We start from the raw sequence: 16,445 nt of genomic DNA on the forward strand, positions 1-16,445 counted from the left end.
CGCCGGCGTCGTTGCCAAGATCATCGAGTAAGAAGTAAGGCTGCAGGGGCATAGCTCAATTGGCAGAGCGTCGGTCTCCAAAACCGAAGGTTGGGGGTTCGAGACCCTCTGCCCCTGCCACCGACAGACGCTGAGGCGTCCCGTTCGGTGAAGCCGAATCAGCCCGCGGGTGGTGCGCAATCTCTGCGCCGGCCCGGCGGGCTTTGCTGCTAGTGCGCCTGACCTTTGCTGGCGCGTGCGGCCCACGATCCGAATGTGAATTGAAAGCGATGGCCACCACCAATCCTCAAGTCGAAACCGTCTCCAGTGGCGCGGACAAGGCCAAGCTGGCCTCTGCCGGCGTGCTGGTGGTTGGCGCGGTGGCGGCTTTCTACCTGCTTGCGGCCCAGCCGCTGTGGATGCGCGTGGCAGTGCTGCTCGTGCTGCTGGCAGCCGCGGTAGGCGTGTTCTTCGTCTCCGAGATGGGCAAGCAGCTCATCGCCTTCGGCCAGGATTCGGTCAACGAGACGAAGAAGGTCGTCTGGCCCGCCCGCAAGGAGGCCATGCAGATGACTGCCTACGTGTTCGCCTTCGTGCTGGTGATGGCCCTGTTCCTCTGGCTGACCGACAAGACACTCGAGTGGGCCTTGTACGACCTGATCCTGGGCTGGCGTTGACGACAAGCGAGAAAGCATGAGCGAATCCGATCTGACCCCCACCGACACGGCGGCCCCGGCGCCGTCGCCGCTGCGCTGGTACGTCGTCCATGCCTACTCGGGCATGGAAAAGGCCGTTGAGCGCAATCTGCGTGAGCGCATCGAGCGCGCCGGCATGAACAGCAAGTTCGGCCGCATCCTGGTGCCAACCGAAGAAGTCGTCGAGCTGAAGAACGGCAAGAAGGCCGTGACCGAGCGCCGCTTCTTCCCCGGCTACGTGCTGGTCGAGATGCTGATGGACGACGAGAGCTGGCACCTGGTGAAGCACACCAGCAAGGTCACCGGCTTCGTCGGCGGCGCCAAGAACCGCCCGGTACCCATCTCGGAAGCCGAGGTGATGAAGATCGTCAACCAGATGCAAGAGGGCGTCGAGAAGCCGAAGCCCAAGGTCGAGTGGACGGTGGGCGAGACGGTGCGGGTCAAGGAAGGCCCGTTCACCGACTTCAACGGCGCCGTGGAAGACGTGAACTACGAAAAGTCGAAGGTGCGCGTGTCCGTCACCATCTTCGGCCGCGCCACGCCGGTCGAGCTCGATTTCTCGCAGGTCGAGAAGGTCTGACATTTCGGGCAGGGGCTGTGGCGCGACCCGGCGCCCCCTGCCGACTTCGCAACAGGGTCGCACTGGACGAGGAGCCCGTCCTGCCGTGAAAAGCGGAGCGGGCGCTTGAACTCGATAGGAGCCATTCATGGCAAAGAAAATCGTCGGCTTCATCAAGCTGCAGATCCCGGCCGGCAAGGCCAACCCGTCGCCGCCGGTCGGTCCGGCACTGGGCCAGCGCGGCCTGAACATCATGGAGTTCTGCAAGGCGTTCAACGCGCAGACCCAGGGCATGGAACCCGGCCTGATGCTGCCGGTGGTCATCACCGCGTTCGCCGACAAGTCGTTCACCTTCATCCTGAAGACGCCGCCGGCCACGGTGCTGATCAAGAAGGCGCTGAAGCTCGACAAGGGTTCTGGCCGTCCGCACATCGAGAAGGTTGGCAAGCTGACCCGTGCGCAGATCGAAGAGATCGCCAAGACCAAGCAGAAGGACCTGACGGCTGCCGACCTGGAAGCCGCGGTGAAAACGATTGCCGGTTCCGCCCGCTCGATGGGCGTGACCGTGGAAGGAGCCTGACATGGCCAAGCTCACGAAGAAAGCCAAGGCCCTGCAGGGCAAGGTCGACAGCCTGAAGCTGTACCCGATCGATGACGCGCTGGTGCTGGTCAAGGAATGCGCGACCGCCAAGTTCGACGAATCGATCGACGTCTCGGTGCAGCTCGGCATCGACGCCAAGAAGTCGGACCAGGTGGTGCGTGGCGCCGTTGTCCTGCCCAACGGCACCGGCAAGACCAAGCGCGTGGCCGTGTTTGCCCAAGGTGCCAAGGCTGACGAGGCCCGCGCCGCCGGCGCCGACATCGTCGGCATGGAAGACCTGGCCGAGCAGATCAAGGGCGGCAACCTGAACTTCGACGTGGTGATCGCTTCGCCGGACACCATGCGCATCGTCGGTACGCTGGGTCAGGTGCTGGGTCCCCGCGGCCTGATGCCGAACCCGAAGGTCGGCACCGTGACGCCGGACGTCGCCACCGCCGTGAAGAACGCCAAGGCGGGCCAAGTGCAGTTCCGTGTCGACAAGGCCGGCATCATCCACACGACCATCGGCCGTCGCTCGTTCGAGTCCGACAAGCTGGTGGGCAACCTGGCTGCGCTGCTGGAGGCCCTGAACAAGGCGAAGCCGGCGTCGAGCAAGGGCGTCTACCTGCGCAAGGTGGCCGTCAGCTCGACGATGGGCGTTGGTGTGCGGGTCGACGCTTCGTCGATCACGCTGGCCGCCCAGTCCTGAACTGAATGAAGGCGGCGCGCGAGTCTGGCGCGCTGCTTGAGCATTGGTGGGCCGCCGCAGCCTTCGCGGGTTGCTGCGGGTCATCCAAGACCGCTGGTGGTGTGCCGTGCCTGCACGGCGCGCCGTAATCGAAGGAAGGGCTCGCGCCCGACCGGAAGCCAGCGCAGATGGCGTCCCGCTGTTTTCCCTGGAAACAGATGGTCGCTGCAATCCGGTGTGCCGGAAGTGCCCGCGAGGGCGCCAAGGCACGTGATGTGAGGAGCAGACCTTGAGTCTCAATCGCAACGAGAAAGCTACCGTGATCTCGGACGTGGCCGCCCAGGCAGCCCGTTCGCAGACCCTCACGCTGGCCGAGTACCGTGGCCTCACCGTTGCCCATCTCGACAAGCTGCGCCGCGACGCGCGGGAAAAGGGCGTGTACCTTCATGTTTTGAAGAACACGCTCGCCCGCCGCGCTGTGGCCGGTACGCCGTTCGAGGTGGCTGCGGAAGCCATGTCCGGTCCGCTGATTTACGGTTTTTCGGAAGACGCTGTCGCCTCGGCCAAGGTCCTGTCGGACTTTGCCAAGACCAACGACAAGCTGGTCGTCAAGGGCGGTGCATTTGGTGGCAAGGCGCTCGACGCCGAAGGCATCAAGGCCCTGGCCTCGATCCCCAGCCGCGAAGTCCTGCTGACCCAACTGGCCGGCCTGCTGCAGTCGCCGATCGCCCGCTTCGCGCGTGCGGTGGCTGCCGTGTCGGAACAGAAGGGCGGCGGCGCCGAAGCCGCGCCTGCCGAAGCGGAACCCGCCGCGGCCTGACGCACAGCATTCAAGCAAATCAACTGTTTCTAGGAATCCAAAATGGCATTCGACAAAGACGCTTTCCTGTCCAGCCTGGACACCATGACCGTGATGGAACTCAATGACCTGGTAAAGGCCATTGAAGAGAAGTTTGGCGTTTCGGCTGCTGCCGTGGCCGCCCCGGCCGCCGGTGGCGGTGGCGCCGCCGCTGCTGCGGTGGAAGAGAAGACCGAATTCAACGTCGTGCTGCTCGAAGCCGGCGCCCAGAAGGTCTCCGTCATCAAGGCCGTGCGCGAACTGACGGGCCTGGGCCTGAAGGAAGCCAAGGACCTGGTGGACGGCGCTCCGAAGCCCGTCAAGGAAGCCATCCCCAAGGCCGACGCGGAAGCCGCCGTCAAGAAGCTGGTGGAAGCCGGCGCCAAGGCCGAGATCAAGTAATCGGCCTGTCCGAAGCGAGGCTGGGTGCTCTACAGGCACCCAGCCTTTCGTGCTTCAGGGTTTACACGGCTTGAGGTCACTCGGAAAGCGAAAGCGCGACACAATACGCGCCCTTCCTTTTCCAAGTGTTCTCTGATCCGACTGCAGAGAACGGGTTTGGTCGGACTCCGGTGCAACGCCGGGGTTGTCCGCCAGCGGTTGGTAGTGGCCAACCACCAAGCCTCGGGTGCAAGACCCGAGTTGCCAGTCGCCGACGAAACTCCTGCCACGGCCAGGCGGGGGTTTTCGACACGGAGTGTTCAATGGCGCAAGCATCCCCCAATTACAGCTATACCGAGCGCAAGCGGATCCGCAAGAGCTTCGGTAAGCGCGAGAGCGTTCTCAACGTCCCGTATCTGCTGACCATGCAGCGGGAATCCTACGTCGCGTTCCTCCAGAAGGACGTGCCGCCCGCCAAGCGCAAGCCCGAGGGGCTGCAAGCCGCCTTCCTGTCCGCGTTCCCGATCGTTTCGCACAACGGTTACGTGGAGATGAAGTTCATCGAGTACAACATCGCGAAGCCGCCGTTCGACACGCGCGAATGCCAGCAGCGCGGTCTGACGTACGCCGCTGCGGTGCGGGCGAAGCTGCAGATGATCATCTACGACCGTGAAGCCGCGCAGGCCAAGACGGTCAAGGAGATCAAGGAGCAGGAGGTCTACATGGGCGAAGTGCCCCTGATGACCGACTACGGCTCCTTCATCGTCAACGGCACCGAGCGTGTCATCGTCTCGCAGCTGCACCGCTCGCCGGGCGTGTTCTTCGAGCACGACAAGGGCAAGACCCACAGCTCGGGCAAGCTGCTGTTCAGCGCGCGGATCATCCCGTACCGCGGCTCGTGGCTCGACTTCGAGTTCGACCCGAAGGACATCCTGTACTTCCGCGTCGACCGCCGCCGCAAGATGCCGGTGACGATCCTGCTCAAGGCCATCGGCCTGAACCCCGAGCAGATCCTGGCGCACTTCTTCGTCTTCGACAACTTCCGCCTGATGGAATCGGGCGCGCAGATGGAGTTCGTGGCCGACCGCCTGCGTGGCGAGGTCGCGCGTTTCGACATCACCAACAAGAACGGTGAAGTGGTCGTCGAGAAGGACAAGCGCATCACCGCGCGCCACGTGCGCGCGCTGGAGCAGTCGGGCACCAACCACATCACGGTGCCGGAAGACTTCCTGATCGGCCGCGTCGTGGCCCGCAACATCGTCGACCCCGACACGGGCGAGATCGTGGCCAAGGCCAACGAGGAGCTGACCGACACGCTGCTGAAGAAGCTGCGCCAGTCGGGCGTGAAGGACATCCAGGCGCTCTACACGAACGAGCTGGACGAAGGCGCCTACATCAGCCAGACGCTGACCAGCGACGAGACCGCCGACCAGCTGGCCGCGCGCGTGGCCATCTACCGCATGATGCGCCCCGGCGAGCCGCCGACCGAAGACGCGGTGGAAGCGCTGTTCAACCGCCTGTTCTACAGCGCTGACACGTACGACCTGTCGCGCGTGGGCCGCATGAAGTTCAACGCCCGCGTGGGCCGCGACTCGGCCGAAGGCGCGATGACGCTGTCCAACGAGGACATCCTCGACGTGGTGAAGATCCTCGTCGAGCTGCGCAATGGCCGCGGCGAAGTGGACGACATCGACCACCTGGGCAACCGGCGTGTGCGTTGCGTCGGCGAGTTGGCCGAGAACCAGTACCGCTCGGGCCTGGCACGCATCGAGAAGGCCGTGAAGGAGCGTCTGGGCCAGGCCGAGACCGAGGCCCTGATGCCGCACGACCTGATCAACTCCAAGCCGATCTCCGCGGCGCTGAAGGAGTTCTTCGGTGCGTCGCAGCTGTCGCAGTTCATGGACCAGACGAACCCGCTGTCCGAGATCACGCACAAGCGTCGCGTCTCGGCCCTGGGCCCGGGTGGTCTGACGCGTGAACGCGCCGGCTTCGAGGTGCGCGACGTGCACCCGACGCACTACGGCCGCGTGTGCCCGATCGAGACGCCGGAAGGCCCGAACATCGGCCTGATCAACTCGCTGGCGCTGTATGCACAGCTCAACGAGTACGGCTTCCTCGAGACGCCGTACCGCCGCGTGATCGACGGCCAGGTGACCGACCAGATCGACTACCTGTCGGCCATCCAGGAAGGCAAGTACGTCATCGCGCAGGCCAACGCTTCGCTGGATGGCGAAGGCCGCCTGGTGGACGAGCTGGTGTCGGCCCGAGAAAACGGTGAATCGGTGCTGACCTCGCCGGAACGCATCCAGTACATGGACGTGGCGCCGACGCAGATCGTGTCGGTGGCCGCCTCGCTGGTGCCGTTCCTCGAGCACGACGACGCGAACCGCGCACTGATGGGCGCGAACATGCAGCGCCAGGCCGTGCCCACCCTGCGCCCTGAAAAGGCGCTGGTGGGCACCGGTGTGGAGCGCGTGGCCGCGAAGGACTCGGGCACGGTGGTGGCGTCGCGCCGCGGTGGCATCGTCGACTATGTCGACACCAACCGCATCGTGATCCGCGTGAACGACGACGAGACGGTGGCGGGCGAGGTCGGCGTCGACATCTACAACCTGATCAAGTACCACCGTTCGAACCAGAACACGAACATCCACCAGCGCCCGATCGTGCGCCGTGGCGACCATGTCGCCGCCGGCGACGTGATCGCCGACGGTGCCTCGACCGACCTGGGCGAGCTCGCGCTCGGCCAGAACATGCTGGTCGCGTTCATGCCCTGGAACGGCTACAACTTCGAAGACTCGATCCTGATCAGCGAACGCGTCGTGGCCGAAGACCGCTACACCTCGATCCACATCGAGGAACTGGTGGTCATGGCCCGCGACACCAAGCTGGGCTCCGAGGAAATCACGCGCGACATCCCGAACCTGTCTGAGCAGCAGCTGGCTCGCCTCGACGAATCGGGCATCGTGTACGTGGGCGCCGAGGTGAACCCGGGCGACGTGCTGGTGGGCAAGGTCACGCCGAAGGGCGAGACCACGCTGACGCCGGAAGAGAAGCTGCTGCGCGCCATCTTCGGCGAGAAGGCTTCGGACGTGAAGGACACGTCGCTGCGCGTGGACCAGGGCACCAACGGCACCGTGATCGACGTGCAGGTGTTCACCCGTGAAGGCATCCAGCGCGACAAGCGCGCCCAGCAGATCATCGACGACGAGCTGAAGCGCTTCCGCCTGGACCTGAACGACCAGCTGCGCATCGTCGAGGCCGACGCCTTCGACCGGATCGAGAAGCTGCTGAACGGCAAGGTCGCCAACGGCGGCCCGCAGAAGCTGGCCAAGGGCACGACCATCGACAAGGCCTACCTGGCCTCGGTCGAGAAGTACCACTGGTTCGACGTGCGCCCGGCCGAGGACGACGTGGCCAACCAGCTGGAAAGCATCAAGAACTCGCTGGAGCAGACGCGCCACAGCTTCGACCTCGCGTTCGAAGAGAAGCGCAAGAAGCTCACGCAGGGCGACGAGCTGCCGGCCGGCGTGCTGAAGATGGTCAAGGTGTACCTGGCCGTCAAGCGCCGCCTGCAGCCTGGCGACAAGATGGCCGGCCGCCACGGCAACAAGGGTGTCGTGTCCAAGATCACTCCGATCGAGGACATGCCCTACATGGCCGACGGCACCCCGTGCGACATCGTGCTGAACCCCCTGGGCGTGCCTTCGCGGATGAACGTGGGCCAGGTGCTGGAAGTGCACCTGGGCTGGGCGGGCAAGGGCATCGGCCAGCGCATCGGCGACATGCTGCAGCGCGAGTCGCGTGCGGCCGAGCTGCGCCAGTTCTTCGACCAGCTGTACAACCAGTCGGGCGGCAAGACCGAGGACCTGTCCTCGTTCAGCGATGACGACATCGTCGAGATGGCGAAGAACCTCGAGAACGGCGTGCCGTTCGCGACGCCGGTGTTCGACGGTGCGGCCGAGGAAGAGATCCGCGGCATGCTGAAGCTGGCCTATCCGGACGAGATCGCCAAGGCCAAGGGCCTGACCGAGACGCGCACCCAGGCCACGCTGCACGACGGCCGTACCGGCGACGCCTTCGAGCGCCCCGTGACGGTGGGCTACATGCACGTGCTGAAGCTGCACCACCTGGTCGACGACAAGATGCACGCCCGCTCCACCGGCCCTTACTCGCTCGTCACCCAGCAGCCGCTGGGCGGCAAGGCGCAGTTCGGCGGCCAGCGCTTCGGCGAAATGGAAGTGTGGGCGCTGGAAGCCTATGGCGCCTCGTACATCCTGCAGGAGATGCTGACCGTGAAGTCCGACGACGTGAACGGCCGCACCAAGGTCTACGAGAACATCGTCAAGGGCGAGCACTCGATCGAAGCCGGCATGCCGGAATCGTTCAACGTGCTGGTGAAGGAAATTCGTTCGCTCGGCATCGACATCGAGCTCGAGCGCAACTAAGGGAACAGGAGAAAAGGCATGAAGGGACTACTCGACCTTTTCAAGCAATTCACGCCCGACGAACACTTCGACGCGATCAAGATCGGGCTGGCATCGCCCGAAAAGATCCGCTCGTGGTCGTTCGGCGAAGTGAAGAAGCCCGAGACGATCAACTACCGGACGTTCAAGCCGGAGCGCGATGGCTTGTTCTGCGCCAAGATCTTTGGCCCGATCAAGGACTACGAGTGCCTGTGCGGCAAGTACAAGCGCCTGAAGCACCGTGGCGTCATCTGCGAGAAGTGCGGCGTTGAAGTCACGCAGACCAAGGTCCGCCGCGACCGCATGGGTCACATCGACCTGGCGGCGCCGTGCGCGCACATCTGGTTCCTGAAGTCGCTGCCGTCGCGCCTGGGCCTGGTGCTCGACATGACGCTGCGCGACATCGAGCGCGTGCTGTATTTCGAAGCGTATGTCGTGGTCGATCCCGGCATGACCCCGCTGAAGAAGTTCTCGATCATGAGCGAGGACGACTACGACGCGAAGCGCATCGAGTTCGGCGAAGAGTTCGTCGCGCTGATGGGTGCCGAGGGCATCAAGAAGCTGCTGGAGGAGATGGATCTCGACGTCGAGATCGAGAAGCTCCGCGGCGACATGACCGGCTCCGAGCTCAAGATCAAGAAGAACAGCAAGCGCCTGAAGGTCATGGAAGCCTTCAAGCGCTCGGGCATCCGCCCGAGCTGGATGGTGCTGGAAGTGCTGCCCGTGCTGCCGCCGGACCTGCGTCCGCTGGTGCCGCTGGACGGCGGCCGCTTCGCCACGTCGGACCTGAACGACCTGTATCGCCGCGTCATCAACCGCAACAACCGCCTGGCGCGGCTGCTGGAGCTGAAGGCGCCCGAGATCATCGTGCGCAACGAAAAGCGCATGCTGCAGGAAGCGGTGGATTCGCTGCTGGACAACGGCCGTCGCGGCAAGGCGATGACCGGTGCCAACAAGCGCGCGCTGAAGTCGCTGGCCGACATGATCAAGGGCAAGAGCGGCCGCTTCCGCCAGAACCTGCTGGGCAAGCGCGTCGACTACTCGGGCCGTTCGGTCATCGTGGTGGGCCCGACGCTCAAGCTGCACCAGTGCGGCCTGCCCAAGCTGATGGCGCTCGAGCTGTTCAAGCCCTTCATCTTCTCGCGCCTGGAGGCGATGGGCATCGCCACCACCATCAAGGCCGCGAAGAAGGAAGTCGAGAGCGGCACGCCGGTGGTCTGGGACATCCTTGAGGAAGTCATCAAGGAACACCCGGTCCTGCTGAACCGCGCCCCGACGCTCCACCGCCTGGGCATCCAGGCGTTCGAGCCGGTGCTGATCGAAGGCAAGGCCATCCAGCTGCACCCGCTGGTGTGCGCGGCGTTCAACGCCGACTTCGACGGCGACCAGATGGCCGTGCACGTGCCGCTGTCGATCGAAGCGCAGATGGAAGCCCGCACGCTGATGCTGGCCTCCAACAACGTGCTGTTCCCGGCCAACGGCGAACCGTCGATCGTGCCGTCGCAGGACGTGGTGCTGGGCCTTTACTACGCCACCCGCGAGCGCACGAACGGCAAGGGCGAAGGCCTGATCTTCTCGGATGTGGTGGAAGTGCAGCGCGCGCTGGACAACGGCGCCGTTGAAATCACCGCCAAGATCTCGGTGCGCCTGACCCAGTACACGAAGAACAAGGAAACCGGCGAGTTCACGCCGGAGACCAAGCTCGTCGACACCACGGTCGGCCGTGCGCTGCTGTCCGAGATCCTGCCCAAGGGCCTGCCCTTCAGCAACATCAACAAGGCGCTGAAGAAGAAGGAGATCTCGAAGCTGATCAACGTCTCCTTCCGCACCTGCGGCCTGAAGGAAACGGTGGTCTTCGCGGACAAGCTGCTGCAATCGGGCTTCCGCCTGGCCACGCGCGCCGGCATCTCCATCGCGATCGACGACATGCTGGTGCCGAAGGAGAAGCAGGGCCTGATCGACCGCGCCGAGAAGGAAGTCAAGGAGATCGAGCAGCAGTACGTCTCGGGCCTGGTGACCGCCGGCGAGCGGTACAACAAGGTCGTCGACATCTGGGGCAAGACCGGTGACGAGGTGGGCAAGGTCATGATGGCCCAGCTCTCCAAGCAGAAGGTGCAGGACCGCCACGGCAACGAGGTGGACCAGGAGTCGTTCAACTCCATCTACATGATGGCCGACTCCGGCGCCCGCGGTTCCGCCGCGCAGATCCGCCAGCTGGCGGGCATGCGGGGCCTGATGGCCAAGCCGGACGGCTCGATCATCGAGACGCCGATCACGGCCAACTTCCGCGAAGGCCTGAACGTTCTGCAGTACTTCATCTCCACCCACGGCGCCCGTAAGGGCCTGGCGGACACGGCGCTGAAGACCGCGAACTCCGGCTACCTGACGCGTCGTCTGGTGGACGTGACGCAGGACCTGGTGGTCACCGAGAACGACTGCAACACCGAGAACGGCATCGCCATGCGCGCGCTGGTCGAAGGTGGTGAAGTCATCGAATCGCTGCGCGACCGCATCCTGGGCCGCGTGGCTGCCGTCGAGGTGCTGCACCCCGAGAACCAGCAGCTGCTGGTGCCCGCGGGCCAGATGCTGGACGAGGACACGCTCGAAGTGCTCGAAGCGGCCGGCGCCGACGAGGTGAAGGTGCGCACGCCGCTGACCTGCGACACGCGCTTCGGTCTGTGCGCCAAGTGCTACGGCCGCGACCTGGGCCGCGGCGGCCTGGTGAACGTGGGCGAAGCGGTGGGCGTGATCGCCGCGCAATCCATCGGCGAGCCGGGTACCCAGCTGACGATGCGTACGTTCCACATCGGTGGTGCGGCGTCGCGTGCGGCGGTAGCCAACAGCGTCGAAGCCAAGAGCGACGGCATCATCGGCTTCAACGCCACGATGCGCTACGTCACCAACGGCAAGGGCGAGCTGGTCGTCATCTCGCGTTCGGGCGAAATCGTCATCCTCGACCCGCACGGCCGCGAGCGCGAGCGCCACAAGGTGCCGTACGGCGCCACGCTGAACGTCAAGGCCGACCAGACCATCAAGGCCGGCACCGTGCTGGCCAACTGGGACCCGCTGACCCGACCCATCATCACGGAATTCGCCGGCAAGGCGAAGTTCGAGAACGTGGAAGAGGGCGTGACGGTCGCCAAGCAGCTGGACGAGGTCACCGGCCTGTCGACGCTGGTGGTCATCGACCCGAAGCGCCGCGGTGCGACGAAGGTGGTGCGCCCGCAGGTCAAGCTGCTGGACGCTGCCGGCCAGGAAGTGAAGATCCCGGGCACCGACCACTCGGTGACCATCGGCTTCCCGGTGGGCTCGCTGGTGCAGATCCGCGACGGCCAGGACCTCGCCCCCGGCGAAGTGCTGGCGCGCATCCCGGTCGAAGGCCAGAAGACGCGCGACATCACCGGCGGTCTGCCGCGGGTGGCCGAGCTGTTCGAAGCCCGTTCGCCGAAGGACGTCGGCACGCTGGCCGAGCAGACGGGTACCGTGTCGTTCGGCAAGGAGACCAAGGGCAAGGTCCGCCTGCAGATCACCGATCCGGACGGCAAGGTCTACGAAGAGCTGGTGCCCAAGGAAAAGAACATCCTGGTGCACGAAGGCCAGGTGGTGAACCGCGGCGAGCTGATCGTCGACGGCGCGGCGGATCCGCAGGACATCCTGCGCCTGCTGGGCATCGAGGAACTGGCGCGCTACATCGTCGACGAAGTGCAGGACGTGTACCGGCTGCAGGGCGTGAAGATCAACGACAAGCACATCGAGGTGATCGTTCGCCAGATGCTGCGCCGCGTGCAGATCGTCAATCCGGGCGAGTCCAGCTACATCGCCGGCGAGCAGGTCGAGCGGTCGGAGCTGCTGGACACCAACGACCGCCTGCGCGGCGAAGGCAAGGTCACCGCCACGCATGCCGACGTGCTGCTGGGCATCACCAAGGCTTCGCTGTCGACCGACTCGTTCATCTCCGCGGCTTCCTTCCAGGAAACCACGCGGGTGCTGACCGAGGCGGCCATCATGGGCAAGCGTGACGAGCTGCGCGGCCTGAAGGAAAACGTCATCGTTGGCCGCCTGATTCCCGCGGGCACCGGCATGGCCTTCCACGAGGCCCGCCGCGTCAAGGAAGACATGGACGAGAGCGAGCGCCGCGCCATCGCACTGCAGGAAGCCGAAGAGCTGGCTGCAGCGCAGCTGGCCGCGGTCGGCAGCGATTCGTCGTCGGACGACGCGGCCGAGTGAGGCAGCAGCCAGGGCCGCACAAGCGGTCCGCAGGTTCGCAAAGGGCAGCTTCGGCTGCCCTTTTTTTCTGTCAGGCAGGCGCCTGCAAGGCCTCGATGCAGCGCTCCGGCGGCAGCACCTCGACGCCAAAGCGCCGTGCCCGCCGGGCCAGTTTCAACAGCGCGCGGTCCCGCGTCACCAGCCAGCGCGCCTGCCACACCACGGCGGCATCGATGAACACCTGGTCGTCCGCGTCGCTGCAGTGCAGCCGCTGCGAGGCGCCCGCAGCGGGCGCCGGCCGCAGGGTGGGCAGCCTGTCCCAGGCGGCAAGCAGGACGGCGGAATCTTCCGCCGCATGCCGGTCGCCGACGCCGCGTGACAGTACATGGGCCAGCTCCTCGCGCATGCGATCACAGGCGAGCCAGCGCAGGCCACCCGACGAAATGCGGTCAAACAGCGGCGCGACAGCCGGGTTGCGGAAGACGAGCCAGTCGAGTGCAACGTTGGTGTCAACGATCACGGCGTCAGGCAAAGGGGCAACGGGCATCATCGGCTTGCACGGGAGCGGCGTCTCCGAATATACTCCCGGGTTCTTCGGCAGATTCTGCTGCGTTCTTTGTCGCCTGCTGCGCCCCGCGCGGCGCCCGCAAGAGCGCTGTGGCTTCTCCCGACAGAAAAAATTGCGTGACTTCAAACGGGAACAAGTCCACATGCCTACCATCAACCAGCTCGTGCGCCACGGCCGTGAGGTCGAAGCCACGAAGTCCAAGTCGCCTGCCATGCAGGGCGGCCCCCAGCGCCGCGGTGTCTGCACCCGCGTGTACACCACCACCCCGAAGAAGCCGAACTCGGCTCTGCGTAAGGTGGCCAAGGTGCGCCTGACCAACGGTTTCGAGGTGATCTCGTACATCGGCGGTGAAGGCCACAACCTGCAGGAACACAGCGTCGTGCTCGTGCGCGGCGGCCGTGTGAAGGACCTGCCGGGTGTGCGCTACCACATCGTGCGCGGTTCGCTTGACCTGCAAGGCGTCAAGGACCGCAAGCAATCGCGTTCCAAGTACGGCGCGAAGCGCCCGAAGAAGGCCTAAGCCTTCACCGCGCTACCAGCGCGATCGGCTGCAAGCCGGTTGCACGTTGCGGTGGGCCCCAGGCTCGCCGAGTAAGTGGATGGTTCGTTTCAGGCTATGGCCATCCAAGGCAAGGGCGCTACGAGAAGCCCGAGCCAACTGAAGCTGATAAAGGAAGACTCCCATGCCGCGTCGCCGCGAAGTACCCAAGCGCGAGATCCTGCCCGACCCGAAGTTCGGCAGTGTCGATCTCTCGAAGTTCATGAACGTCGTGATGGAATCCGGCAAGAAGGCCGTGGCCGAGCGCATCATCTACGGTGCCCTGGACCAGGTCGAGAAGAAGGCCAACAAGGATCCCCTCGAGATCTTCATGACCGCGCTGAACAACGTGAAGCCGATGGTCGAAGTGAAGAGCCGCCGCGTCGGCGGTGCGAACTACCAAGTTCCCGTGGAAGTTCGCCCCGTCCGCCGCATGGCCCTCGCGATGCGCTGGCTCAAGGATTCCGCCCGCAAGCGTGGCGAGAAGTCCATGGCTGCGCGCCTGGCCAATGAGCTGCTGGAGGCCTCGGAAGGCCGCGGCGGCGCGATGAAGAAGCGCGACGAAGTGCACCGCATGGCAGAGGCCAACAAGGCCTTCTCGCACTTCCGCTTCTAAGTTACCTCAGTCCAACGTTCCCCTGGCCGCTCTTCGGGTTTGCACCAACCCGCGAGCGGCCCCTGTATTTGGAGCAACACCATGTCCCGCAAGACCCCCATCGAGCGCTACCGCAACATCGGTATCTCTGCGCACATCGATGCCGGCAAGACCACCACGACCGAACGCATCCTGTACTACACCGGCGTGAACCACAAGATCGGCGAGGTGCACGATGGCGCCGCGACGATGGACTGGATGGAGCAGGAGCAGGAGCGGGGCATCACCATCACGTCGGCAGCGACGACCTGCTTCTGGAAGGGCATGGACATGTCCTACCCGGAGCATCGCTTCAACATCATCGACACCCCGGGGCACGTCGACTTCACCATCGAGGTGGAGCGTTCGATGCGCGTGCTCGACGGCGCCTGCATGGTGTACTGCGCTGTGGGCGGCGTGCAGCCCCAGTCGGAAACCGTCTGGCGCCAAGCCAACAAGTACAAGGTGCCGCGTCTGGCCTTCGTCAACAAGATGGACCGCACCGGCGCCAACTTCTTCAAGGTCTATGACCAGATGAAGACCCGCCTGAAGGCCAACCCGGTGCCCATCGTGGTGCCCATCGGCTCGGAAGAAAACTTCAAGGGCGTGGTGGACCTGTTCAAGATGAAGGCGATCATCTGGGACGAGGCTTCGCAAGGCATGAAGTTCAGCTACGAGGACATCCCCGCGGAGCTGCAGGCCGATTGCGAGAAGTGGCGCGAAGGCATGATCGAAGCCGCCGCTGAAGCCAGCGAAGAGCTGATGAACAAGTACCTCGAGTCGGGCGAACTGACCGAGGAAGAGATCAAGCTCGGCCTGCGCACCCGCACGATCGCCACCGAGATCCAGCCGATGCTGTGCGGCACCGCCTTCAAGAACAAGGGCGTGCAGCGCATGCTCGACGCGGTGATCGACTTCCTGCCCTCGCCGATCGACATCCCGCCGGTCACCGGCACCGATGACGACGAGCAGGAAACCAGCCGCAAGGCCGACGACAACGAGAAATTCGCCGCGCTGGCGTTCAAGCTGATGACCGACCCGTACGTCGGCCAGCTGACCTTCGTGCGCGTGTACTCGGGCGTGCTGAAGTCGGGCGACTCGGTCTACAACCCGATCCGCGGCAAGAAGGAGCGCATCGGCCGGATCCTGCAGATGCACGCCAACCAGCGTGAAGAGATCAAGGAAATCCTGGCCGGCGACATCGCCGCCTGCGTGGGCCTGAAGGACGTGACCACGGGCGAAACCCTGTGCGATCCGGACGCGATGATCACGCTGGAAAAGATGGTTTTCCCGGAGCCGGTGATCTCGCAGGCCGTCGAGCCGAAGACCAAGGCCGACCAGGAAAAGATGGGTATCGCCCTGGGCCGCCTGGCCCAGGAAGACCCGTCGTTCCGCGTGCGCACCGACGAAGAGTCGGGCCAGACCATCATCTCGGGCATGGGCGAGCTGCACCTCGAGATCATCGTCGACCGCATGAAGCGCGAGTTCGGTGTCGAGGCCAACGTCGGCAAGCCGCAGGTGGCTTACCGCGAGACCATCCGCAAGGCGGTCGAGGACGTCGAAGGCAAGTTCGTGCGCCAGTCGGGCGGCAAGGGCCAGTATGGCCACGTCGTGCTGAAGGTCGAGCCGCAGGAGCCGGGCAAGGGCTTTGAGTTCGTCGACGCCATCAAGGGCGGCGTGGTGCCGCGCGAGTTCATCCCTGCGGTGGAAAAGGGCCTGATCGACACGCTGCCTAACGGCGTGCTGGCCGGCTTCCCGATCGTGGACGTGAAGGTCACGCTGACGTTCGGCTCGTACCACGAAGTGGACTCGAACGAAAACGCGTTCAAGATGGCCGCGTCGATGGGCTTCAAGGAAGGCTGCCGCCGCGCCAACCCGGTCATCCTCGAGCCGATGATGGCCGTGGAAGTGGAAACGCCGGAAGACTATGCTGGCTCGGTGATGGGCGACCTGTCGTCCCGCCGTGGCATGGTCCAGGGCATGGACGACATCCCGGGCGGTGGCAAGACCATCAAGGCCGAGGTGCCGCTGTCGGAAATGTTCGGCTACTCCACCACGCTGCGCTCGATGTCCCAGGGCCGCGCGACGTACACGATGGAGTTCAAGCACTACAGCGAAGCTCCGAAGAACGTCGCCGACGCGATCATCACCGCGCGCGGCAAGTAAGCAATCAAGCCGGTCTTCGGCCGGGTGCCGCCTGCTGCCAGTGGCGGGCGAACCAGCATCCGGCCGGAAACCTTAAACCCTGCACTGGAACTGCTCTTTGATACGGAGAAATCGAAATGGCAAAAGGTAAGTTCGAGCGGACCAAGC

Annotated in this window: 13 protein-coding genes and 1 tRNA gene; 12 read left to right on the forward strand and 2 right to left on the reverse strand. The window is 64.8% G+C overall.

The genetic code is table 11. The features are described from left to right. Positions 1-44 precede the first annotated feature (44 nt). The 9 genes from VO99_RS26810 (at position 45) to rpoC (ending at position 12,413) form a co-directional block, all read left to right on the forward strand. Positions 45-120 (forward strand) — tRNA-Trp (locus tag VO99_RS26810). A gap of 149 nt (positions 121-269) precedes the next feature. Then, a complete protein-coding gene (gene secE, locus VO99_RS26815) occupies positions 270-656 on the forward strand; it encodes a preprotein translocase subunit SecE (RefSeq protein WP_046116038.1) in 387 nt (128 codons plus the stop codon). 16 nt (positions 657-672) lie between these two features. Then, a complete protein-coding gene (nusG, locus tag VO99_RS26820; protein WP_046116039.1) occupies positions 673-1,254 on the forward strand; it encodes a transcription termination/antitermination protein NusG in 582 nt (193 codons plus the stop codon). A gap of 127 nt (positions 1,255-1,381) precedes the next feature. Continuing rightward, positions 1,382-1,813: a 50S ribosomal protein L11 gene (gene rplK / locus VO99_RS26825; protein ID WP_046116040.1), complete on the forward strand. Its 432-nt coding sequence runs from the start codon at positions 1,382-1,384 to the stop codon at positions 1,811-1,813. Between the two features lies 1 nt (position 1,814). Further along, positions 1,815-2,522 (forward strand): 50S ribosomal protein L1, encoded by a 708-nt coding sequence (rplA, locus tag VO99_RS26830; RefSeq protein ID WP_046116041.1) that lies wholly within the window; start codon positions 1,815-1,817, stop codon positions 2,520-2,522. A 268-nt stretch (positions 2,523-2,790) separates the two neighbouring features. Then, complete coding sequence (rplJ, locus tag VO99_RS26835; protein WP_046116042.1) at positions 2,791-3,321, forward strand: 50S ribosomal protein L10; 531 nt, start codon at positions 2,791-2,793, stop codon at positions 3,319-3,321. A 42-nt stretch (positions 3,322-3,363) separates the two neighbouring features. Then, positions 3,364-3,741, forward strand: coding sequence for a 50S ribosomal protein L7/L12 (gene rplL / locus VO99_RS26840; protein ID WP_046116043.1), 378 nt, complete (start codon positions 3,364-3,366; stop codon positions 3,739-3,741). Positions 3,742-4,043: 302 nt separating this feature from the next. Next, positions 4,044-8,168, forward strand: coding sequence for a DNA-directed RNA polymerase subunit beta (rpoB, locus tag VO99_RS26845; RefSeq protein WP_046116044.1), 4,125 nt, complete (start codon positions 4,044-4,046; stop codon positions 8,166-8,168). Positions 8,169-8,186: 18 nt separating this feature from the next. After that, positions 8,187-12,413 (forward strand): DNA-directed RNA polymerase subunit beta', encoded by a 4,227-nt coding sequence (gene rpoC / locus VO99_RS26850; RefSeq protein ID WP_046116045.1) that lies wholly within the window; start codon positions 8,187-8,189, stop codon positions 12,411-12,413. 70 nt (positions 12,414-12,483) lie between these two features. Here rpoC and VO99_RS29910 read toward each other — a convergent pair whose 3' ends face one another. Continuing rightward, positions 12,484-12,912, reverse strand: coding sequence for a PIN domain-containing protein (locus VO99_RS29910; RefSeq protein ID WP_232315585.1), 429 nt, complete (start codon positions 12,910-12,912; stop codon positions 12,484-12,486). A 190-nt stretch (positions 12,913-13,102) separates the two neighbouring features. Here VO99_RS29910 and rpsL point away from each other — a divergent pair, with 190 nt between their 5' ends. From rpsL to fusA, 3 genes are all read left to right on the forward strand, one after another. Further along, complete coding sequence (gene rpsL / locus VO99_RS26860; protein ID WP_046116047.1) at positions 13,103-13,480, forward strand: 30S ribosomal protein S12; 378 nt, start codon at positions 13,103-13,105, stop codon at positions 13,478-13,480. Between the two features lie 163 nt (positions 13,481-13,643). After that, on the forward strand, positions 13,644-14,114 hold the full coding sequence (gene rpsG, locus VO99_RS26865; RefSeq protein WP_046116048.1) for a 30S ribosomal protein S7: 471 nt from the start codon (positions 13,644-13,646) through the stop codon (positions 14,112-14,114). 81 nt (positions 14,115-14,195) lie between these two features. Next, positions 14,196-16,298 carry an elongation factor G gene (fusA, locus tag VO99_RS26870; protein WP_046116049.1) on the forward strand — a complete coding sequence of 701 codons (2,103 nt, stop codon included), beginning with the start codon at positions 14,196-14,198 and terminating at the stop codon, positions 16,296-16,298. On the opposite strand, the gene VO99_RS31615 is transcribed toward fusA, so the two are convergent. Continuing rightward, a partial coding sequence (locus VO99_RS31615) for a hypothetical protein (RefSeq protein WP_232315587.1) occupies positions 16,241-16,445 on the reverse strand: 205 nt, incomplete at its 5' end. The genes fusA and VO99_RS31615 overlap by 58 nt on opposite strands.

The sequence above is a fragment of the Aquincola tertiaricarbonis genome (genome assembly GCF_000969605.1).
GTDB lineage: Bacteria > Pseudomonadota > Gammaproteobacteria > Burkholderiales > Burkholderiaceae_C > Aquincola > Aquincola tertiaricarbonis.